This window comes from Rhodoluna miladensis (SeqCode), assembly GCF_965234705.1.
Classification (GTDB): Bacteria; Actinomycetota; Actinomycetes; order Actinomycetales; family Microbacteriaceae; genus Rhodoluna; species Rhodoluna miladensis.
On the sequence record NZ_OZ248465.1, the window covers coordinates 1,169,288 to 1,189,904 of the forward strand.

Consider the following 20,617-nt stretch of genomic DNA (forward strand, 5'->3'; position numbering starts at 1 on the left):
GTCTTTTGCGAAAGTTTCTTGAAATTTGCCCAAAAGGGCTCTTTCCTAGGTCTTTGCTAGGTTTAGGGGATGGTGCCCATCAAAGTCGTATTTCTAGGTCTGTACTTCGAGTCCTGGGATGCCCTTGATCAGATCTACCAAATCATGGCCAAAGACCCCCGTTTTGAGCCGATTGTGGTCTCAATGCCCCGGAAACTCACGGGTCAGCTGGCCTATGCCCAGGAGGAAAAGGCCCATGACTTCTTCGAAAGCCAGGATATCCCCCATATTCGGCTAAATACCGGGGGTTCGGGGAGCCAAAACCTTGAAGGTTTGGCTGTTTTGAGGGATCTGGCTCCGGATTATGTGTTTGTGAACTACCCCTGGCAGCGTAACTACCAACCTGCGGTCAGGTTTGACCACCTGGTGGAGTTTTCCAGGCTCGCCTACGTTCCATATTTCTCACTTGTGATGGTTGACGAGCCTGATGACGAGCCAGGTGGTGGTCAAGTTGGTTCTTTGGTTGCTACTCACCTCTACAAGCAGCGTCTTCACCAACTTGCCTCACTTGTTTTCACACAAGACAAGAATGTTTTGGATGCATATGCATCAACCGAGAGTGGAAATTCTCACGTTCACTTTTTTGGTTCACCAAAAATTGATAATTTGCGTAAAGAGGCACAAGAAGGCATCGCTAGTTGGCCCATAAAGGGCAATGGATTCAGGGTTGTGTGGGCACCACATCACTCATACTCCCCACATTGGCTTAACTTCGGGGTTTTTTCCAAGATAGAAGATCAGATGCTGGATTTTGCTGAAGCAAATCCAGACATTGAAATTGTTTTGCGACCTCATCCGTTCCTTTGGGGAACACTCACCGACAGAAATGTTCTTTCTGTTGAAGAGTTAACGTCATGGAGAAGTGCTTGGGATCAGTTACCGAACACTTTTGTCGATGAAGATGGCTCTTACGCTGAGTTGTTTCTAGCAACAGACATATTGGTCACCGATGGAATCTCTTTCTTGGGTGAGTATCCGTTGATTTCCGGTAAGCCAACCATCTTTTTTGAAAACGAAGGTCACTGGCAGCTTACTGCAACTGGTGAATTGGCAGCTGATGCATCTGTGCGTGTGAAAACCTTTGCTGAACTTGAAAAAGAAATTTTCAATTCACGAACAAATGGTTTGCCTGATCGATCAAAACAAATTCAAAAACTAATTGAAGCAAGTTCTCCATACCCTGGTGAGTCTGCAAAGAAGATTGTGGAGAAAGTTTTTGAAGATTTCACTGGACCGAATGGTCCATCCCCTTTGATCGACAAATCAAAGATCAAGGAAGTGCCTTGGGAGCTTGTTGCAGGGCGCGAGCCGTTCCTGGATTAGTCCGAAGGGTCCATTTTTGGGCTTTCGATTCCAAGCAAAAACCCCCAAAACCCGCGTATTTACTGGGCTGTAGGGGTGCTGGCCTGGAGCAGTCTCTAGGCGACTTGCTTAGGGTTATTCGTCTTCTGACGCAGGTGGTTCAGGAGACTTAATAGTGATCTTGGATGGTTCACCCATTAGTTCAACCCAGGTATTTCCAACAGCAAGTTTGATTGGAGCTCCTGCTGCATCGAAAAGTTGAATCGGTGCATTTTGTGATGCCTTGGTCCAGGTCCCCTTGACGCGTTTTCCGTTACTGAAGACCCATGCCATGCCTGAGTCGATCATCACGGTTCTTGGAATCGGTCCGTACTTAGGATCTTTGAATGAGTTGTCGGTCTTGGTCTGCATAACAACTACGTTGGTTGCTCTTAGGATCTCGTTGGATGCTCCATCGATGTGTTGATCGCCATCTTGGGATCGAACGAAGTAGCTTCCTTCAGCTTTCCAGCCACTTTCAGCTTGTGGGTACTTGATGCGGAAGCTAATTGTTTCTTCGCCAGCCTCTGTTGAAGCTACCTCGTAGCTTTCGGTTGCAGGATCAAAGGCAACCATCGGAAGCATTGGCTTTGGTGCCTTCAAGTCGGTGTGCTGAGACTGTAGAAGGGCTACATCAACCATCACGTTGTGTGGTGCACCACGGGAAGAAAGTCTGGAGAAGCTTCCAAGGTTTTCCGCTTGTTCGCTAGTTTCACTGGCCATGTACTGTCCGGTGTCTTTCACTGCGTTCACAAACGGTAGCTGTCCACCGGAGAAGCAAAAGATTCCAGCAAGCGGTGCTGTGATATCAGCATCCATTGGACGAACCGAGCGAACAGGACCTGCCTGGTCAACTGGTTGTGATTGCCATACGGCAACAAGTCTTGTCAAACCGAATTCGACCATCTCAACAAAGACGATGTCGGTCTTGTTGAGGTTGAACTGTGGTCTTGCAGCCTCAACGTTGTCGACCTTGCAGGCAACCGATGGTGCTGCTAATGTCTCTGATCCTGCGGTGCCCTCTTCAACGGTGAGGCCAGTAAGAGGTGCGGTGACAAACACCTTCGCTTCTGGTGTTGGGGTTTCAATGGCATCTGGTCTTGGCTCGGCACAGCCGGCAAGAACTAGAGCAGAAACAGAAAGCAGGGCAAGGGTTTTTAGGGGTTTGATTTTCACTTCTCTATTGTTGTCCTGTTTAGCTAACCATCGGGTCAGCAATGCCGACATAAACGGTTTCTAGATATTCTTCGATTCCTTCGAAGCCACCTTCGCGGCCAAGTCCGGAGGACTTGACTCCTCCGAATGGGGCTGCTGGGTTCGAGATGACTCCGGCATTCAGCCCAAACATTCCAACCTCAAGACGCTCAGCAAGGCGAAGACCTCTGTTTAGGTTCTCGGTGAAGGCGTAGGCAATCAAACCGTATTCGGTGTTGTTGGCAAGCTTTACTGCTTCGTCTTCGGTCTTGAAGGTTATCACCGGGGCTACTGGACCAAAGATTTCTTCTTTGAGAATTTCAGCGTTTGCTGGAACATTGGCCAAAACTGTTGGCGGGTAGAAATATCCTTCGCCTGATGGAATCTCTCCTCCAGTTAGAACCTTTGCTCCCTTGGCTACCGCATCTGCAACTAGGGAGTGAACTCCGGCTCGTGATTTCTCATCGATAAGCGGTCCAACGTTGGATCCTTCTTCGGTTCCACGTGCGACCTTGAGTGATGCCATCTTGGCAGCAAACTTAGCTGAGAAATCCGCAGCCACTGACTCGTGAACGATAAACCGGTTGGCTGCGGTGCAGGCCTCACCCATGTTGCGAAGCTTGGCTAGCATCGCGCCCTCTACTGCCTTATCAAGATCTGCATCCTCGAACACTAGGAATGGCGCGTTGCCACCTAGCTCCATGGAGGTTCTAAGTACTCGATCTGCTGAGTCGGCAATAAGTCTTCTTCCAACTCCTGTTGAACCAGTGAAAGACAATTTTCTTAGTCTTTCGTCCTTGATGATTGGTCCTGTGACATCGCCTGCACGGGTGGTCTGAATGACGTTGATTACTCCCTTAGGAAGACCGATGTCCTCTAGCACCTTCACAAACAACATCGAGGTTAGTGGCGTTAGCGCTGCTGGCTTTAGCACCATGGTGCAGCCAGCTGCGATGGCTGGTGCCATCTTTCTGGTTGCCATGGCAAGTGGGAAGTTCCACGGGGTAATGAAAAGGGAAGGTCCAACGGGGCGCTTTAGAACCATGATGCGGTTTTTGCCATCCGGTGCTGTTCCGTAGCGACCAGTGACGCGAACTGCTTCTTCAGAGAACCAGCGCAAAAATTCAGCCCCGTAGGCAACTTCTCCCTTGGCCTCTGATACTGGCTTACCCATCTCTAGAGACATCAACAGTGCAAAGTCATCAGCCATAGCTATGACCTTCTCGAAGGCAGCTCTTAGGATCTCAGCTCGAACACGGGGTGCAGTCTTGGCCCAGGATTCTTGGGCAGCGGCAGCTGCATCGATGGCCGCTAGGCCATCAGCTGGTGCGGCATCGGCGATTGAGACGAGGGTCTTGCCGGTCGCCGGATCAATGACATCTAAAGTCTTTTTGTCGGCAGCGTCTTTCCACTCACCGTTGATATAGATCCCGCGAGGGACCATGTCTAATACGCGCTTTTCGTCGGCTGCAGAAAACATCTTTTTGACTTTCCTTGATTCATCGATTGAGCTTAGGCGGCCCTGCGGCTAAGTCTATTTGACCGAAGGCTAGCTTCCGGAAAAGGGAAGAACCGGGGCACTATGGCCCCGATCCCCTTTAGATCTTGTGGTTTGTTTCTAGCCTTAGGCCTTTGCAACGGTGGTGTCTAGCAGGATGCCAGGACCGAAGGTTGTTGAAACGGCAGCCTTGATTATGTACTTACCCTTGGAGCTTGATGGCTTTAGTCTCTGGATCTCATCCAGGGCTGTTCCTAGGTTCTCTGACAGCTGGGAAGCTGTGAAGGAAGCCTTACCGATGATGAAGTGGAGGTTTGACTGCTTGTCAATGCGGAACTCGATCTTTCCGCCCTTGATGTCAGTAACCGCCTTGGCAACATCTGGGGTCACGGTACCGGTTTTTGGGTTAGGCATTAGGTTTCTTGGGCCCAGTACCTTTCCAAGACGACCGACCTTACCCATAAGTTCTGGTGTGGAAACTGCTGAGTCGAAATCAACCCATCCGGCAGCAACCTTCTCGATCAGCTCGTCGCCACCGACTTCGTCGGCTCCGGCAGCACGTGCAGCGTCAGCTGCAGGTCCGGTTGCGAATACGATAACGCGGGCAGTCTTACCGGTTCCGTGAGGAAGCGATACAGTTCCACGAATCATCTGATCTGCTTTGCGAGGGTCAACTCCTAGCTTGACTGCAACTTCAATAGTTGAGTCAAACTTCTTTGATCCGGTCTCGCGAACCAAGGCTACGGCCTCGGCTGGAAGGTAGTACTTACCCTCGGTGATTTTACTTGCGGCTTCGATGTAAGCCCTTGAGCGTTTTGACATAGCTGTTATTCCTTTTCTGGTCACAGTTGTGGTTAGACGAACCTCGCTTGGTTCTCCCACGACTTCTTTAGTTGTATTTGGTTCCTTGTTTCCTTGGTGCTGTTTGGAGCGGTGTTGCTGGTGGTAAAGCTTTTGCTTACGCGTCTACGGTGATTCCCATTGAGCGAGCAGTTCCTGCGATGATCTTGGCTGCTGCCTCAACATCGTTGGCATTTAGGTCGGCCATCTTGGTCTCAGCGATCTTTAGTAGCTGCTCCTTGGATAGGTGAGCCACCTTGTCGGTGTGAGGGGTTGATGAACCCTTAGCGATTCCGGCGGCCTTCTTGATTAGCTCGGCTGCTGGAGGAGTCTTCAGGATGAAGGTGAAGGAACGGTCTTCGTAAACGGTAATTTCGACCGGGATTACGTTACCCTTCTGATCTGAGGTCGCGTTGTTATACGCGGTGCAGAACTCCATGATGTTTACACCGTGCTGACCCAAGGCAGGACCAATCGGTGGGGCTGGGTTAGCAGCTCCGGCCTGGATCTGTAGCTTGATTAATCCGGTGACTTTCTTCTTGGGTGCCATTTCTTCTTTTCCTTTTTTTGTTTAGGTTTGATAAATCTTTAGTTCAGTGGTCCGACCTGCTCGAAGCCCAACTCCACAGGAGTTTCACGCTCGAACAGAGAAACAAGTACGGTGAGCTTGCCTGATTCTGGCTTGATCTCGGAGATGGTTCCAGGAAGTCCTGCGAACGATCCGTCCTTGATCATGATCGACTCGCCAACCTTGAAATCAACGTTGACAGGAATTGCACGAGCCTTGCCCTTGACCATCTGGCTGCCCTTGGCAGCTGTCTTTGCGGCAGCTTCCTCAGGAAGAACGTAGAGCGACTTCAGCATCTCGAATGCCTCGTCTGGTCGAAGAGGTGTCGGGTTCTGAGAGTTGCCAACAAAGCCGGTCACGGCTGGAGTGTGGCGAACAAGAGACCATGACTCTTCGGTCATGTCCATACGGACAAGAACATATCCTGGGATACGGACCTTAGAGACCAATTTTCTTTGACCATTCTTGATCTCAATGGTGTCTTCCATCGGAACTTCAATCTGGAAGATCTGGTCGCCACCTTCGATGGCGAGCTTTCTGTTCTCGATGTTCTGCTTTACGCGCTTTTCGTATCCGGCGTAAGAGTGAACAACAAACCACTTGCCTGGCTGGGAGCGAAGCTCGGCGCGGAAGACGCGGTATGGGTCTTCGTCTTGTGGCTCTTCGGTGCCTTCTGCGGCAGGAGCTTCTGAAATTACCTCAGAGGCAGCTTCAGCAGAGAAAGTCTCAGCTGATTCGGAAACTTCCATATCTACCGGCGGTGAGTAAGGCTCTTCCATGACAGGCTGCTCGGCTGATTCTCCGAAGGTTGGAGCAACAACGGCTGACTCGGCGGCAACAACAGCAACAACATCTTCAACAGCTGAGAACGCTGCGGCTGGAATATCGGCAGCATCTAGCGGAGCCGAAGTGGTTTCGGTCTCTAGCTCGCTCTGTTCGATCTCGCTCAATTGAAGGTTCCTGTTCTTTAGGTTTTGAAAAACTATGCGGTTGGGGTGAATACGAAAGTTACGACGTTCAAAAACACGAAGTCAAGGCCGGCAAGGATGATCATCACAAGCACCACGAAGGCTAGGACAACACCGGTATAGCTAACAAGCTCTTTGTAGGTAGGTCTTGTGACCTTACGAAGTTCTGCATAGACCTGTCTGAAGAACAGAGCAACGCGACCGAAGATGTTGCGAGTTGCAGCACGATCTGCCTTAGCTTTTTCAACTAAGTCATCCGTTGGCTGGAGCTCTTCTGCCATGGTCTTTACTTCTTTCCTTATCGTTTTGCAGGGCGGACAGGACTCGAACCTGCAACCTGCGGTGTTGGAGACCGCTGCTCTACCAATTGAGCCACCGCCCTTTAGGGGCTAAACAGCTTCAGTTGACCACCGGACAAAAGACACACTTCTAGATTGAATCTAAATATGGATAATTTGCCAGATTAGGCTTCCCGCAGCTGTCAACTACTTGAGTTCTACTCTAATCTGCCCGCCCTTAGATTGCAAAGGGCCATATGGCCCCCGATAGGCTAGGGATGTGACCAAGCCAAGAATCTCCAAGCGAATCGCTGCCATCGCCGAGTCTGCGACCCTAAAGGTCGATGCCAAGGCCAAGGCCCTTCAGGCTGAAGGTAAGGCTGTAATTAGCTACGCCGCAGGCGAGCCAGATTTCCCAACTCCAGCTCACATCGTTGAAGCAGCCGTAGCCGCAGCCAAAGACCCTAAGAACCACCGCTATACGCCAGCTGTTGGCCTTCCCGAGCTTCGTGAAGCCATTGCGATAAAGACCAAGGCTGACTCAGGCACCGAAATTACCGCCTCGCAGGTAGTTGTCACAAACGGTGGCAAGCAGGCTGTTTACCAAGCCTTTGCAGTGCTGCTTGATCCAGGCGATGAGGTGATCTTGCCTTCTCCTTACTGGACTACATATCCGGAAGCAATCGCGCTCGCCGGAGGCAAGGCCGTTGAGGTTTTTGCAGGCAGCGATCAGAACTACATGGTCACCGTCGAGCAACTAGAAAAAGCTCGAACACCAAAGACCAAAGCGATGCTACTTTGCTCACCTTCTAACCCAACTGGTTCGGTTTACTCGAAAGAGCAGATCAAAGCTATTGGCGAATGGGCACTGGCTAACCAGATCTGGATTGTCTCTGACGAGATCTACCAGAACGTGATCTATGACGGCAAAAAGGCTTACTCAATCACCGAGGTAGTTCCTGCGATGAAGGATCTAACCATCATGGTTAACGGTGTTGCAAAGAGCTACGCCATGACCGGTTGGAGACTTGGCTGGATGGCTGGGCCTCTTGATGCCATGAAGGCAGCAGCCAACTTGCAGTCACACCTTTCATCGAATGTGAACAACATTGCCCAGCGCGCAGCGATTGCTGCTTTGACCGGTCCGCAGGACGAGGTCAAGAAAATGGTCGAAGCATTCGATCGTCGCCGGCACTTAGCGGTTTCCGAACTTGCAAAAATCAACGGTTGGCTTGCTCCAACGCCGGAGGGTGCTTTCTATGTTTACTCGGATGTTCGAGGACTTCTTGGCAAGAGCTGGGGCGGCAAGCAAATCAACACATCTTTGGAGCTTTGCGATTACATCCTTGATGCAGCCGAGGTTGCACTTGTTCCAGGAGAGGCCTTTGGTCCATCGGGTTACGTTCGTATGAGCTACGCCCTAGGCGATGCCCAAATCACTGAAGGAATTCAGAGACTGCAGAAGCTTTTCAACTAGCTAAGCGCTAAAGCCAATCAGGTTTGGCTCAGGAACCAAATTGATTCCAAACTTCGCTGCCACTCGTTCTTGGATGTATCTTGCGAGCTCGGCAATCTGCTCACCGGTTGCTCCGCCCTTATTCACAATCGCCAAAGCGTGCTTGGAAGAAATTGCGGCGTTTGAACCGGCCAAGCTAAATCCCTTACCGATGCCAGCTTGTTCGATAAGCCACGCAGCACTTAGCTTCACGGTTAGTCCATCGTCTTCTTGGGTTTCCCACTTCGGGGCATCAGAGGAAATGGTTCTTGCAAAGGTGTCACTAACAATTGGGTTAGTAAAAAAGCTGCCACAGCTAACTGAGTTTGGATCCTGGGGATCCAGAACCATGCCCTTGGCTGCGCGAAGTTTTAGGACTGAATCTCTAACGTCTTTGAGGCTGACGTGCTTGCCCATTTCAGAATTCAGTGCGCCTGCGATCTGTCCTGAGTAAAGCGGGCGGGATAGACCCTCTAGGTCAATTAGCTCAAGCTCAATCCAGGTGATGATTCCGCTTCTGCCCCGCTTGATTGCGCTGTCGCGATAGCCAAACTTCAAATCTCTTGGTTCCAAAATTACGACTTCTCCCGATTCGTAATCCAGGAATTCTGCTCTCAAAAACACATCACTTAGTTCCTGGCCGTAGGCTCCGATGTTCTGCACCGGTGCCGCTCCACATGTTCCAGGAATTCCGCTCATGCCTTCAATACCGGCTAGCCCTGCAGCAACGCTTTCGGCTACCAGCTGATCCCAGTCAACACCAGCTTGAATCTTCCAAACCTGTTTGCCATCAAGCTTGGTTTTTTCAATGCCGCTGGTTCTAATCTGCAGCACGTGAAGGTTAGAAACATCTTCGGCAAAGACCAAGTTTGTTCCGCCACCTAGTGCGATCCAGTCTTCTCCGGTGGACCAAATTTCTTGGGCTTTTTCAATCAGCTGCTCGCGAGTTGAACAAACCGTGATGCTTGCCGGTACTCCACCAACGCGCATTGAAGTTAGTTCTTTGAGCGGCTGAATCAAATCTTTACCCTTACTTGGGCCTTACCGAGAACAGTGAGCTCAGCACAAACAGCAGTTAGGTCAATTCGTGCAGTCTTTGACTCTTCATCGATTTCGATGACCTTGGCAGATACTTCTACCGTTGCTCCGGTTTTGGCATCAACCAGAACTGGCTTTGTGAACCTAACTTGGTAGTCCACAATCTTGCCTGAGTCGCCAACAAAATCCACCACTGTTTGAACAGCCAGTCCCATGGTCAACATGCCGTGGGCTAAAACCCCTGGAAGCCCAACAGCCTGAGCGAAATCATCGCGGTAGTGAATTGGGTTGAAATCGCCTGATGCTCCGGCGTAGCGCACCAGTGAGTCACGGGTTATCTTGAAGCTTCTTGCCGGAAGATCTTGGCCAACGGTTAGGTTCACGCTTCACCCCTGACAACAAGTGTTGAGATGGCAGTGCAGACCAGAGCATTGCCTGAATCAAAGATTTGGGTTTCGAAGGTGACCATAGAGTTTCCAGCCAGGGTTTTTACACTTGCTACCTTTAGCTCACTGGTTAGCTCATCGCCTGCAACTATCGGCCTGACGTGGATAAACCTCTGATCGCCGTGCACCACGCGGGAAAAATCTATGGCTGCTTCTTTATCTGCCAAGACGGTGGTTAGCGAGCGCTCTTGAATCACAACAGCAAATGTTGGCGGGGCAATTAGGTCTTTATAGCCAAGGGACTTGGCAGCATCTAGGTCAAGGTTGGCTGGGTCTTTCGAGAAGACAGCTTTGGCGAACTCGCGAATTTTTTCGCGACCGACTAAGTAGGAGGCTGTTCGAGGATAGGTTTTGCCCTCGATTTGTGGATTGACCATTGTTTAACTGTAGAGCCGAGTTGGCGCTTTAGAGGTAAGGGATTTAGGCAATGGCTGAACTAGTAGCGGAGGCGGGACTCGAACCCGCGACCCCACGATTATGAGTCGTGTGCTCTAACCACCTGAGCTACCCCGCCGGGGACTTATTACGTGTGGCGCTTAAATAAGTCGAGCCCCGAGACAGGATTGAACTGTCGACCCCTTCCTTACCATGGAAGTGCTCTACCACTGAGCTATCGGGGCGGTTATTGGTGTTGCCTAAGCACATCTCCAAGCAACCGTACGAGATTACCACCTTTGGTTTATTGCTGGCAAACGATTTGCTGCCTCCTACCAAGGCCAACCTAAGCGCCTTGAAGCTTCTAAGGGGCAGTTACCAATTGTTCTAAGCTGGAGCCCATGGACTCAACCGTTTTGCATAAATCAATCAAGTCTCCGCAGTGGTGGAGAACCGCTGTGATCTACCAGATCTACCCTCGCTCCTTTGCCGACGGCAATGGCGATGGCATTGGGGATCTAGTTGGAACTACCGCCAGGCTTGAATCACTCAGGTCTTTGGGCATCGACGCAATCTGGTTTTCTCCGTTTTTCAAATCCCCTCAGAAAGATGCCGGCTACGACGTAGCCGACTACAAAACTATTGATCCGCTTTTTGGTTCTAACGAAGAGTTCTATGAACTGCTAGCTAAGGCCCACTCACTTGGCCTTCGCATCATCGTTGACATTGTTCCTAACCACTCCTCTGACCAGCACGAACTGTTCCAAGCAGCCCTAAAGGCTGCTCCTGGCTCCTCTGAGCGCGAGATATACATTTTTAGAGATGGCAAGGGAGCAAATGGAGAACTGCCGCCGAACAACTGGGAGTCGGTGTTTGGCGGCAACGCGTGGACCAGAACTACGAATCCAGATGGCACACCAGGTCAGTGGTATCTACACATCTTTGATTCATCTCAGCCTGATTTCAACTGGGAGAACCCAAAAGTCACCGAGCTATTCGAAGACATTCTGAGCTTCTGGCTAGACAAAGGCGTTGATGGTTTCCGCATCGATGTTGCCCACGGACTAGTCAAGGAAGTTGGACTACCTGATGTGCAAGCTGGGGCAACTCACGTTGTCGACCAGGCCGAGCACCCGTTCTGGGGTCAAGAAGGTGTACATGAGATCATTCGCGGCTGGCGCAGACTACTAAATCGCTACGACGATCGTGCGATGTGTGCTGAGGCTTGGGTGCTTCCGCTTTCCCGCATGGCCAAGTGGGTTAGAGAAGATGAGTACCACCAGACTTTCAATTTTGGCTACCTAGAAACTCCTTGGGAAAGAAACGCTCTGGAGAAAGTTGTCGCTGAATCACTGCGCGAGTTTGGAAAAGTAGGAGCACCATCTACTTGGGTACTTTCAAACCACGACACCATTCGTCACACCTCTAAGTACGGTGTTGCATCCATTCCGCTTCACGGCCAGGGTATTGGTCCTGACAGTGAGCAGCCTGATGAAGCAATGGGCTTAAGAAAAGCACGAGCTGCGTCAGCATTCATGCTGGGGCTTCCAGGTGGAGCATATATCTACCAAGGTGAAGAACTAGGGCTTCCAGAGCACACCATGCTTGAAGGCAAATACCGTCAAGACCCAACTTGGTTTAGAACCAACGGAGAAAAAGTCGGTCGCGACGGTTGTCGCGTACCACTTCCGTGGGAAGCTAACGGTGGACCATCTTTTGGTTTCAACACAACCGGTAAATCTTGGCTACCAGCTCCAGCAAGCTTCAAAAGATATGCTCGCGATGCGCAAGAAGGGGTTGCCGGATCAACTCTTGAGCTTTACAAGAGACTGATCAAAGAGCGCAAAGAGTTTGCTCTTGGTTCTGGCGAGTTTCGTTTTGCCCCGGAGTATTCATCAGATTCAACCCTCGCTTACATCAACAACGGTGTCCTTGTGATTTCCAACTTCGGACCAGATTCTGTCAATGTACCTGCCGGAAAACTTCTTGTGACCACTCAGCACGATCTAACCGTTGAAGGTGTCCTGGAGCACGACCAGACAGCATGGATCAAGCTATAGAACTTCACAAGGCTACCTCCGGCTCTGAGTGGTGGCGATCTGGTGTTATCTACCAGATCTATCCGCGCTCTTTTGCCGACGCTAATGGTGATGGCATTGGAGACCTAAAAGGTATCGAGCAAAAGCTCGATTCATTAGCTGCTTTGGGTGTTGATGCCGTTTGGCTCTCACCGTTTTTCAAATCTCCTCAAAAAGATGGCGGCTACGACGTAGCCGACTACATCGATGTTGATCCGCTTTTCGGAACACTCAACGACTTCGATTCGATGCTTGCAAAGGCTCATTCACTTGGGATCCGAGTAATGATTGACCTGGTTCCAAACCACACTTCAGATCAGCACCAGTGGTTCCAAAAAGCCCTGTCTTCTGAGCCTGGTTCACCTGAGCGTAAGTTTTATCACTTCAAAGATGGCTTGGGTGAAAACGGCGAGCTGCCACCAAACAACTGGGTATCTATGTTTGGTGGCCCTGCTTGGACCAGGGTCAAAGAAAAAGATGGAACCCCGGGTCAGTGGTATGTTCACCTGTTTGATTCTTCCCAGCCTGATCTGGACTGGGGCAATGTGAAAGTTCAAGAAGCATTCGAAGAGATCTTGAAGTTTTGGCTTGATAGAGGCGTCGATGGTTTCCGAGTTGATCAGCCGCACGCGATGGCCAAGGCCAAGGGTCTGCCTGATCACCCGTATGTTGCCGAAGCAGGGGCTGGCTTTATCGAGGGACGAGAGAATCCTCCGATGTGGTTCCAGGGGGAAGTCCACCCGATCTTTAGACGCTGGCGTCAGATATTAGAAAGCTACGACGGCGATCGTGCGATGTGTGGCGAGGCTTATGTCTATCCGTTGTCGTTGATGGCTCAGTGGGTAAGGCCTGATGAGTTTCACCAGACTTTTAATTTCCGCTTTCTAGATGCAGGCTGGGACCCAAGCAAGCTTTTTGATGCCATCAACGAGTCCTTCGAAGCCTTTGATGGTGTTGGTGCACCTTCTACCTGGGTACTAAACAATCACGACGTTATGAGACATCGCTCGCGCTTTGGCGGAAGCTACGGCCGCACTACAGCCTCCGATGGAGTTGGTCCAAACCAACCGCAGCCCGATAACGAACTAGGACTCAAGATCGCTAAAGGTGCAACGTTGTTTATGCTCGGTCTTCCTGGAGCAAGTTACCTTTACCAAGGCGAGGAGCTGGGTCTACCTGAACACACCACTTTGGAAGACAAGTTCCGTCAGGATCCCACTTTTGCTAGAACCAAGGGCAAAAGAGTTGGGCGCGACGGTTGTCGCGTTCCGCTTCCTTGGGACCAAAGTTCTGACTCAAGTGGCTTTAACGAAACTGGTAAAGCATGGCTACCGCAACCTGAAAGCTATCGCGAGCTTGCTAGATCAATTCAAGAAAGTGATGAGTCTTCGACGCTTGCATTCTATAAGAGTGCTATAGCTATCAGAAAAGAACTTGCACTTGGCGAAGGATCTTTTGCTTGGGTAGATGGTCACACTGGAGGGGAGTCTTTAGCGTATGAGAATTTGGGAATTCGTGTGATTTACAACTTCGGCAAGAGCCCAATTGATTTAGGTGATGCGCAGGTGCTGATTTCAAGCCAGCCGCTAAATAGCGGCCAACTTGAAACCAACAGTTGCGTTTGGGTTAGGACTTAGCCTTTTTGTGATTCGGCCACCAGAAGTATTTTCCGGTGATGAATGCAAGAGAAGGAACAATCACTGTTCTAACCAGCAAGGTATCTAGCAATACACCGATACCTACGATGATTCCAATTTGGTAAAGCGCAATCAGCGGTAGCACTCCAAGAACTGCGAATACGGCTGCTAGCAAGATACCGGCGCTTGTGATCACACCACCGGTTGAAGCAAGAGCTTTGATCATTCCTTCTTTGAGTCCGAGCTTCTCTGATTCTTCCTTGGCACGGGTCACCAGGAAGATGTTGTAATCAATACCAAGTGCGACCAGGAACAGGAAGCTAAATAGGAATACCGATAGGTCAAGTGCCGGCAAACCAAACACGTTCACAAACAGCAACCAGGCTGCACCTATCGCGGAGAAGAACGATGCCACCACTGTGAGCAGTAGCAGAATTGGAGCTACTAGTGAGCGAAGTAGTAGAACTAGAACTAGGAACACCAGAATCAAAATCAACGGGATCACCGTTAGCTGATCCGAAGCATAGGTGTCTTTGACGTCTAGTCGCTGCGCGTCCAGACCACCAACAAGGGCGCCTGCTCCTTCGATGCCACCTAGCTCAGCTCGAAGAGCTCGAATAGTTTCGTAGGCGGCTTCGGACTGGGATTCGGCATCCATAACCACATCAATCTTTGTGATTTCAGAGTTTGAATCTCCAACGATTACTTCAGCAACACCGGACACTGACTTAGCTGCAGCTGCAACCTCATCCTCATAGCCGTTGTTTACGATCACGATTGCAGGCGACGTTGCACCGGCTGGGAAGGCTTCGGCCAAAACGTCTTGACCAACTGCTGCCTCAGGGGCAACGCGGAACTGCTCAGTTGAAGATAGTCCAACCTTGATTCCGGTAGCTCCGAAGCTCAGGATGGCCAAGATGATAAATCCTGCGATTGAAACAATCACTGGTCGCTTGCTAACGCCGCGACCAAGCTTGGCCCAAAGACCCTTGTCTGACTTGTTTACTCCACCAAATTTTGGAATGAACGGCCAGAACAAACCTCTTCCAAATACCACTAGCGCTGCTGGCAAAACCACAAGGGCTGAGAACATCGCCATCACGATTCCACCTGCAACAACAAGTCCGAGTGTTTTGTTGCCGCCTAGTTCTGCAAACAGAAGAGTTAGCAGGGCTAGAGCAACTGTTCCTCCGGAAGCAATAATTGCTGGTGATACGCCGCGAAGAGCTTTGTTCATTGCTTTGTGGCGATCTTCGTTCAGCAACAGCTCTTCTCGATAGCGAGCTATAAGCAGCAGTGCATAGTTGGTGCCGGCACCAAAGACCAGCACCGACAAAATTCCAGTGATGGATCCATCAGCTGGCACGCCAAGGAAAATGGTTGCTAGCTGAGGAGCAAGCTGCGCTGCCATACCATCGGCAACACCGATGACAATAAGTGGTACTAGCCACAAAACCGGTGAGCGGTAAGTAATCAGTAGTAGTACGGCAACGATTATTACGGTTGCCAAAAGTAGTGTGAAGTTTGCACCAGCAAAGACACCGGAGATGTCAACCTGGAAGCCCTCTGGACCGGTGATGTAAACCTCAAGGCCTGCTGGCATTTCTTCCTTGGAAATCGCACGCATTTCCGCCATACGCTCGTTGCGCTCGGCGTTCTCTTCGATCTCATCCAGTGGAACTGTGATTACGGCAACCTTGCCATCATCAGAAATCTGAGCTGGCGGAACAAAAGCCTCGCCGTTTAGTTCACCTGAGGTGAAATCTAGAAACTTATCTCCCGCGCCATCCACAAAACCCTGCGCCATTGGGTCAAAGGTTCCGGTGATCCATAGCTTCTGGTCTTCGGTTAGCTCGGTCTCGGATGCGTAAACAACAACGGCAACAGTGCCGTCGGTTCCAGGAAGATCTTCGAGGGCCTTAGTCACAAGAACTGTCTCATTGTCCGCTGGCAAGCCATCGGTCGGAGAAGTGTCAGACTCCGGAGCGCTCAAGGGACCAAATGCCAAGCCGGCAAAGATAAGTCCTATAAGAAGTGTGACCCAAGCTGTTTTGCGGCCGGTGATGAATGAGGTAATTGCGTTCAAGGTGAATCCTTTTTAATTGGGGTTTAGTTCATTGTCCCACTCGGGCAAGTAAAAACCTCTGGTATTGACTCCTGAATGTCTATTTAGCCTCTGGCCCAGTTGAGGCATGGGCAGCAGCAATAGCTCTCTTGCCGGCTGGCAGCAGCACAGCTACCACGGCAATCAAAACAGTTATTGCTCCGGTAGCGATTAGCAGCATTTCAACCGAGACAATATCTGCAAGTGGTCCAAGAACGGCCATGCCGAGCGGCATGGCAACTGCCATAACGATTCCAACAAAACCAAAGACCCGTCCTTGGCGTTCTGGTTCAACGGTTTCTTGAAGCAGCGTCATAGAGGAAGTCGAGAACGCTGGAACAGCTAAACCAATTAGGAAAAACAGACTGTAGAAAAGAATCAGGTTTGTTGTAAAGCCCATGACAACGGCGAGAACACCAAAAAGAATGGATGTTCCAACCATCATTCCCAACCGGTCCATTTTGGAAGCAAAGATCGCCATTAGGGCTCCACCGGCCACCATTCCAATTCCAAAGGAAAGCTCCAGGATTGTTAGCAGCCAAACATCTGATCCAAAGGTTCGAACCAGCATCAACGGGGAAAGATTTGATGGGGCAACAACTAACAAAAACACAATCGAGTAAATAACCATCACCCAGCGCACCAGGTCATGGCTGAAGATGTAACTCAAGCCTTCTTTCAAGTCTGTGAAGTAAGAAGGCTTGTCATTACTTGCTGCCCTGGAAAGTGTTGGAACAGCAATGGTTCCCAAAAGGGAAAGTCCGATAACAGCTGTGACAACATCGACAAACAGGATTGCTGCCAACGAAACTGTTGAGTAAATTCCTGCTGCAGCAACAGGACCGATGATCAACAGTGAAGATTGCACGCTGCTATTGATTCCATTTACCCGCATGAGTTTGTCGGTAGGAACAATCTGAGGAATAAGCGCAGAAATCGCCGGCATCTGAATTCCGGCACCAACTGAGCGAACAGCCATGACCAGAAATACCAGCCACAGGTCATCAACACCGGAGAGCATGAAGAAGGCTAGAACGAGCGTCGCTAGAGCAATCGTCGAGTCAGAGACAATAATCATCAATTTGCGATTTACGCGGTCGGCCCAAACCCCAGCGAAGATTGAAACAACTGCCTGAGGTAAGAACCCAAAGACCGCCGCCAGAGCAAGCACCACTCCAGATTTGGTAGTCAGAGTCAAATGCCACAACAGCGCGTACTGAACCAATAGCGAGCCGAAGGTTGTGATGGTCTGGCCGACTAGAAAAACGGAAACTTTCTTTTTCCAGCCCGGCATGGACTCACTCTCGGCGCTAGTTGGCACCTGGGCTATTTGATCCATAGGTTCGTTCCTTTTTGAAGTGAGATACAAAACCCCAGCCGTGGAGGGCTGGGGTTTCGTGGCTAGTGAGGGATTCGAACCCCCGAAGGCTGAGCCAGCTGATTTACAGTCAGTTCCCTTTGGCCGCTTGGGTAACTAGCCATGCGTTTTTGATTCCGGCGCCCTAAAAGAATACCAATATTTCACCATGGCCCATACCCCGCATAAAGAAGTCAGCTCTTGGCAGCCCTTATAAACTGTCTGCATGGCTGATTCCTCATTCGACATCGTAAGCAAAGTTGACCCGCAAGAAATTGCGAACGCCCTAAACCAGGCATCCAAGGAGGTCGAGCAACGCTACGACTTCAAGGGTGTTGGTGCCTCTATTGAGGAATCTGGCGACAAGATCCTGATCAAGGCAAATAGTGAAGAGCGCGCCAAGGCCGTTCTCGATGTTTTCCAGTCAAAGCTTGTTAAGCGCGGCATATCTTTGAAGAGCCTGGATGATGGAAAGCCTTTTGCATCAGGTAAAGAATTCCGCATCGAATGCAAAATCAAAGAGGGCATCTCTCAGGAAAATGCCAAGAAGATTAACAAGCTCCTTCGCGACGAAGGACCGAAGAGCGTAAAGTCCCAAATCCAAGGCGACGAGCTTCGCGTGAGCAGCAAATCTCGCGATGATCTTCAAGAAGTTCAAGCACTTCTAAAAAGCAAAGACTTAGAAGTCGACGTTCAGTTTGTGAACTACCGCTAAAAAAGACCTACAGGTCATCAACAACAGTAATTGGCCCGGTAAGCGGGAAGGCGTTGTTCATAGCTTCTTTACGCTTGGAACTCTTCGCAACTCTTCCAGCCAAGATTCCAGCGATGAACATCAGAGCCACGGGCAAGATAAATGCCAAATCCAAACCTATGCCTTGCGCTAACGCTCCCATAAAGATCTTCGCTCCGATAACGGCCACTGCGTTCACCAGTGACATTCGAGACAGTGCCTGCGCGGTAGTCAGTCCTGAGACGTGACCTGCCGCACCGAAGAACGATGGAACCATCGGAGCCAAACCAAATCCTGTGATTGCCCAGAACAGTGACAACACAACCAGGGCCAGTATTGGGCTGGTTGAAACTAGCGGCGGGGCTACCAAAACTCCAACAAGCATCGATACCGCCCCGAAGATTCCTCCCCACTTAGAAAGATCGCTGATGTGATACTTCTTTGTCACTCGGCCAATTAGAAGGCGTCCAACGATCATGGCAAGTGTGAATGAGGCAAATGGAATAGCTCCCAGGGTTGGGTTCAACAGCATGATTCGCTTCGCGAACACTGCCGACCAGTCCATCATCACTAGCTCAGGGAAGACGCCGGCAAAGAATCCAACGGCCAAGAGCCATAACTGAGTTGGGGATTTGAAGAATGGAACCTTTTTTGAAGCTTGCCTTTCCTCGTGGTGGCCATCTTCTGAAGGCGCCAGCATCTTGCGAACGGAAACTTCGAAGGCAACAAGTGCCACCGCGCCAACCAAGATCAGGTGCAGCTGCAGCGACATAAAGCTTGCAAGAACACCTGAAACCGCAGCGCTGATTCCAGCACCGATACTCCAGGCCGCGTGGAACTTACCCAAGATGACTTGCTTAACTTGTTTTTGGAGCATCACTGACTGAGCGTTCACGGCAATGTTAAAAAAGCTCATGCTAAACATCATCAAGGCGTGAAAGAGGAAATACATCCAGCCATTTGTTGCAAAGCCAAGACTTATAGTTGCAAGCACAATCATCACGCTGGAGATTCGAACTATCGGCCTAGTTCCAAATTTTCCAATCAAGCGGTTGGTGATTAGAAGTGGAACTAGAGAACCAAGACCTGCAAGACCGATAATCAATCCCCAAACGGCAAACGAAACTCCGATTTGATCGATGATTTCCGGAATGCGTGGAAGATAGGTGATTGCTAGAAAACCCTGAATGAAAAAAGCAGAAGCTAAGGCAAACTGGGCGCTTTTTGATTTTGCTGATGAGAACGGCATTTAGGACCTGGCTCCCTTGGCAACTGACATGAAATCTTCTCTTTCAACAAGCTTGATGCGCTCACGAGACTGCTCTTGACCAAGACGCTTTTCTTCAGCATCAATTTTTAGCCACTCCGGCCAACCGACATACTGAACGCCACGGTTTTCCATAAGAGCAACTATTGCTTGCTCTTCCGGTGCACTGGGCTGCCACCAGGTTGGTTTGTCGGCAATAACTTGAGCGATGGTTTCAATCGCATCAGATTTGGTGTGACCAATGAGGCCAACTGGTCCACGCTTGATCCAACCGGTTGCATAGACACCCTCGATGTGCTTGCCGGATGAATCCAGCACGCGGCCCTTGTCATTTGGGATTATTCCGGCCTTGGAATCAAATGGGATCTCGTTCAACTCTGAACCGAAGTATCCAACTGCCCTATAAAGCGCTTGGATCGGGATCTCGCGGAATTCTCCCGTTGGAACAACTCCCCCATTACCATCTAGCTTGGTGCGCTCAATCTTTATGGCCTTCACTTTTCCGTTTTCGCCAATGATCTCAACAGGAGATGAAAAGAAGTGCAGGTGTAAACGCCTTGCAGCTCCGGTTTGTTCCTTGTCGCGCAGATCTTCCAGGGTTTTGACCATCACGCGGGTTTGGTTATTTGATTCGATCTGCCTATTAGAGCCCTCGTCGTATACGAAATCCTCATCGTGAACGATGGTGTCCACTCCCTCAACATGAACTGCTTCTCTAAGCTCAAGCGGTGAGAACTTCACCTGGGCAGGACCACGGCGACCAAAGACGTGAACATCGGTTGCCTTTGAGGCAAGTAGTCCCTGGTAAACGTTTTCAGGAATATCGGTTTCAAGCATTTTGGCTGGGGATTTTACGAGCACGCGGGCTACGTCCAAAGCCACGTTGCCGTTTCCAATAACTGCAATTTCCTTGGCGCTTAAATCCCACTCACGACCAAAATCTGGGTGGGCGTCATACCAGTTAACAAATGCGGCGGCTCCGAAGGAGCCCTCCAGTTCAATACCCGGAATCTTTAGATCAGCATCTTCAATTGCACCGGTTGAGAAAATAACGGCGTTGTAGTGCTTCTTTAGATCCTCAAGGGTTATGTCTTTGCCGTAGGTGACGTTTCCGAAAAAGCGAATATCCCCGCGGTCCAACACCTCGTAAAGGGCCTTGATGATTCCCTTGATTCTCGGGTGATCAGGAGCCACACCGTAGCGAACTAGACCGTAAGGGGCTGGCAGTAAATCGAAAAGGTCAATTGATACGTCAAAGTCGCGAAGTTCAGATTTGATAAGCAAATCTGCTGCATAGATACCCGCGGGTCCCGCGCCAACTATTGCAAGCCTTAGCTTCGACATCTTGTAATTCGTATCCT

The 20,617-nt window shown here is 50.3% G+C and carries 18 protein-coding genes and 4 tRNA genes; 5 read left to right on the plus strand and 17 right to left on the minus strand.

Annotated elements, in window-relative coordinates; genetic code table 11:
* Positions 1-69 precede the first annotated feature (69 nt).
* Complete coding sequence (locus AC8GDC_RS05770; RefSeq protein ID WP_506557704.1) at positions 70-1,362, plus strand: CDP-glycerol glycerophosphotransferase family protein; 1,293 nt, start codon at positions 70-72, stop codon at positions 1,360-1,362.
* 114 nt (positions 1,363-1,476) lie between these two features.
* On the opposite strand, the gene AC8GDC_RS05775 is transcribed toward AC8GDC_RS05770, so the two are convergent.
* The 7 genes from AC8GDC_RS05775 to AC8GDC_RS05805 form a co-directional block, all read right to left on the minus strand.
* Positions 1,477-2,556 (minus strand): DUF3048 domain-containing protein, encoded by a 1,080-nt coding sequence (locus AC8GDC_RS05775; protein ID WP_506557705.1) that lies wholly within the window; start codon positions 2,554-2,556, stop codon positions 1,477-1,479.
* Between the two features lie 19 nt (positions 2,557-2,575).
* Entirely contained in the window at positions 2,576-4,054 is a 1,479-nt protein-coding gene (locus AC8GDC_RS05780) for an NAD-dependent succinate-semialdehyde dehydrogenase (protein ID WP_506557706.1), read from the minus strand.
* 144 nt (positions 4,055-4,198) lie between these two features.
* Entirely contained in the window at positions 4,199-4,894 is a 696-nt protein-coding gene (gene rplA, locus AC8GDC_RS05785) for a 50S ribosomal protein L1 (protein WP_506557707.1), read from the minus strand.
* A gap of 136 nt (positions 4,895-5,030) precedes the next feature.
* Positions 5,031-5,462 carry a 50S ribosomal protein L11 gene (rplK, locus tag AC8GDC_RS05790; protein WP_506557708.1) on the minus strand — a complete coding sequence of 144 codons (432 nt, stop codon included), beginning with the start codon at positions 5,460-5,462 and terminating at the stop codon, positions 5,031-5,033.
* A gap of 38 nt (positions 5,463-5,500) precedes the next feature.
* A complete protein-coding gene (gene nusG, locus AC8GDC_RS05795) occupies positions 5,501-6,430 on the minus strand; it encodes a transcription termination/antitermination protein NusG (RefSeq protein WP_506557709.1) in 930 nt (309 codons plus the stop codon).
* Between the two features lie 32 nt (positions 6,431-6,462).
* Positions 6,463-6,729 carry a preprotein translocase subunit SecE gene (secE, locus tag AC8GDC_RS05800; RefSeq protein WP_506557710.1) on the minus strand — a complete coding sequence of 89 codons (267 nt, stop codon included), beginning with the start codon at positions 6,727-6,729 and terminating at the stop codon, positions 6,463-6,465.
* Positions 6,730-6,757: 28 nt separating this feature from the next.
* Positions 6,758-6,830: transfer RNA gene (locus tag AC8GDC_RS05805), tRNA-Trp, on the minus strand.
* A gap of 176 nt (positions 6,831-7,006) precedes the next feature.
* On the opposite strand from AC8GDC_RS05805, the gene AC8GDC_RS05810 reads away from it, so the two are divergent.
* Complete coding sequence (locus AC8GDC_RS05810; protein ID WP_506557711.1) at positions 7,007-8,203, plus strand: pyridoxal phosphate-dependent aminotransferase; 1,197 nt, start codon at positions 7,007-7,009, stop codon at positions 8,201-8,203.
* Here AC8GDC_RS05810 and AC8GDC_RS05815 read toward each other — a convergent pair whose 3' ends face one another.
* The 5 genes from AC8GDC_RS05815 to AC8GDC_RS05835 form a co-directional block, all read right to left on the minus strand.
* Positions 8,204-9,241, minus strand: a complete 1,038-nt coding sequence (locus AC8GDC_RS05815; RefSeq protein ID WP_506557712.1) for a UDP-N-acetylmuramate dehydrogenase — start codon at positions 9,239-9,241, stop codon at positions 8,204-8,206.
* Positions 9,238-9,642: a MaoC family dehydratase gene (locus tag AC8GDC_RS05820; protein ID WP_506557713.1), complete on the minus strand. Its 405-nt coding sequence runs from the start codon at positions 9,640-9,642 to the stop codon at positions 9,238-9,240. Before AC8GDC_RS05820 ends, AC8GDC_RS05815 begins: the two co-directional genes overlap by 4 nt.
* On the minus strand, positions 9,639-10,082 hold the full coding sequence (locus AC8GDC_RS05825) for an FAS1-like dehydratase domain-containing protein (RefSeq protein ID WP_506557714.1): 444 nt from the start codon (positions 10,080-10,082) through the stop codon (positions 9,639-9,641). Before AC8GDC_RS05825 ends, AC8GDC_RS05820 begins: the two co-directional genes overlap by 4 nt.
* Positions 10,083-10,145: 63 nt before the next feature.
* Positions 10,146-10,219, minus strand: a tRNA-Met gene (locus AC8GDC_RS05830).
* Between the two features lie 34 nt (positions 10,220-10,253).
* Positions 10,254-10,325 (minus strand) — tRNA-Thr (locus tag AC8GDC_RS05835).
* A gap of 156 nt (positions 10,326-10,481) precedes the next feature.
* Between AC8GDC_RS05835 and AC8GDC_RS05840 the strand changes: the two genes are divergently transcribed.
* A complete protein-coding gene (locus tag AC8GDC_RS05840) occupies positions 10,482-12,140 on the plus strand; it encodes a glycoside hydrolase family 13 protein (protein ID WP_506557715.1) in 1,659 nt (552 codons plus the stop codon).
* The gene (locus tag AC8GDC_RS05845; RefSeq protein WP_506557716.1) at positions 12,125-13,795 is read left to right on the plus strand and encodes a glycoside hydrolase family 13 protein; all 1,671 of its coding nucleotides are present in this window, start codon (positions 12,125-12,127) and stop codon (positions 13,793-13,795) included. The genes AC8GDC_RS05840 and AC8GDC_RS05845 overlap by 16 nt, the downstream gene beginning before the upstream one ends.
* Here AC8GDC_RS05845 and AC8GDC_RS05850 read toward each other — a convergent pair.
* The 3 genes from AC8GDC_RS05850 to AC8GDC_RS05860 all read right to left on the minus strand — a co-directional run bounded on the left by AC8GDC_RS05850 (position 13,785) and on the right by AC8GDC_RS05860 (position 17,379).
* Complete coding sequence (locus tag AC8GDC_RS05850; RefSeq protein ID WP_506557717.1) at positions 13,785-15,881, minus strand: MMPL family transporter; 2,097 nt, start codon at positions 15,879-15,881, stop codon at positions 13,785-13,787. The genes AC8GDC_RS05845 and AC8GDC_RS05850 overlap by 11 nt on opposite strands.
* A gap of 79 nt (positions 15,882-15,960) precedes the next feature.
* Positions 15,961-17,238, minus strand: a complete 1,278-nt coding sequence (locus AC8GDC_RS05855; RefSeq protein ID WP_506557718.1) for an MFS transporter — start codon at positions 17,236-17,238, stop codon at positions 15,961-15,963.
* Positions 17,239-17,297: 59 nt separating this feature from the next.
* Positions 17,298-17,379: transfer RNA gene (locus AC8GDC_RS05860), tRNA-Tyr, on the minus strand.
* A 103-nt stretch (positions 17,380-17,482) separates the two neighbouring features.
* Between AC8GDC_RS05860 and AC8GDC_RS05865 the strand changes: the two genes are divergently transcribed.
* A complete protein-coding gene (locus AC8GDC_RS05865) occupies positions 17,483-17,971 on the plus strand; it encodes a YajQ family cyclic di-GMP-binding protein (protein ID WP_506557719.1) in 489 nt (162 codons plus the stop codon).
* 7 nt (positions 17,972-17,978) lie between these two features.
* On the opposite strand, the gene AC8GDC_RS05870 is transcribed toward AC8GDC_RS05865, so the two are convergent.
* Positions 17,979-19,238, minus strand: a complete 1,260-nt coding sequence (locus AC8GDC_RS05870) for an MFS transporter (protein ID WP_506557720.1) — start codon at positions 19,236-19,238, stop codon at positions 17,979-17,981.
* Complete coding sequence (locus AC8GDC_RS05875) at positions 19,239-20,600, minus strand: FAD-dependent oxidoreductase (protein WP_506557721.1); 1,362 nt, start codon at positions 20,598-20,600, stop codon at positions 19,239-19,241.
* Between the last annotated feature and the right edge of the window lie 17 nt (positions 20,601-20,617).

Coding starts and splice junctions, on each gene's coding strand:
- AC8GDC_RS05770 (WP_506557704.1), top strand. CDS start 70: ATGGTGCCCATCAAAGTCGTATTTCTAGGTCTGTACTTCGAGTCCTGG.
- AC8GDC_RS05780 (WP_506557706.1), bottom strand. CDS start 4,054: ATGTTTTCTGCAGCCGACGAAAAGCGCGTATTAGACATGGTCCCTCGC.
- rplA (WP_506557707.1), bottom strand. CDS start 4,894: ATGTCAAAACGCTCAAGGGCTTACATCGAAGCCGCAAGTAAAATCACC.
- rplK (WP_506557708.1), bottom strand. CDS start 5,462: ATGGCACCCAAGAAGAAAGTCACCGGATTAATCAAGCTACAGATCCAG.
- secE (WP_506557710.1), bottom strand. CDS start 6,729: ATGGCAGAAGAGCTCCAGCCAACGGATGACTTAGTTGAAAAAGCTAAG.
- AC8GDC_RS05825 (WP_506557714.1), bottom strand. CDS start 10,082: ATGGTCAATCCACAAATCGAGGGCAAAACCTATCCTCGAACAGCCTCC.
- AC8GDC_RS05840 (WP_506557715.1), top strand. CDS start 10,482: ATGGACTCAACCGTTTTGCATAAATCAATCAAGTCTCCGCAGTGGTGG.
- AC8GDC_RS05845 (WP_506557716.1), top strand. CDS start 12,125: ATGGATCAAGCTATAGAACTTCACAAGGCTACCTCCGGCTCTGAGTGG.
- AC8GDC_RS05855 (WP_506557718.1), bottom strand. CDS start 17,238: ATGGATCAAATAGCCCAGGTGCCAACTAGCGCCGAGAGTGAGTCCATG.
- AC8GDC_RS05865 (WP_506557719.1), top strand. CDS start 17,483: ATGGCTGATTCCTCATTCGACATCGTAAGCAAAGTTGACCCGCAAGAA.
- AC8GDC_RS05870 (WP_506557720.1), bottom strand. CDS start 19,238: ATGCCGTTCTCATCAGCAAAATCAAAAAGCGCCCAGTTTGCCTTAGCT.
- AC8GDC_RS05875 (WP_506557721.1), bottom strand. CDS start 20,600: ATGTCGAAGCTAAGGCTTGCAATAGTTGGCGCGGGACCCGCGGGTATC.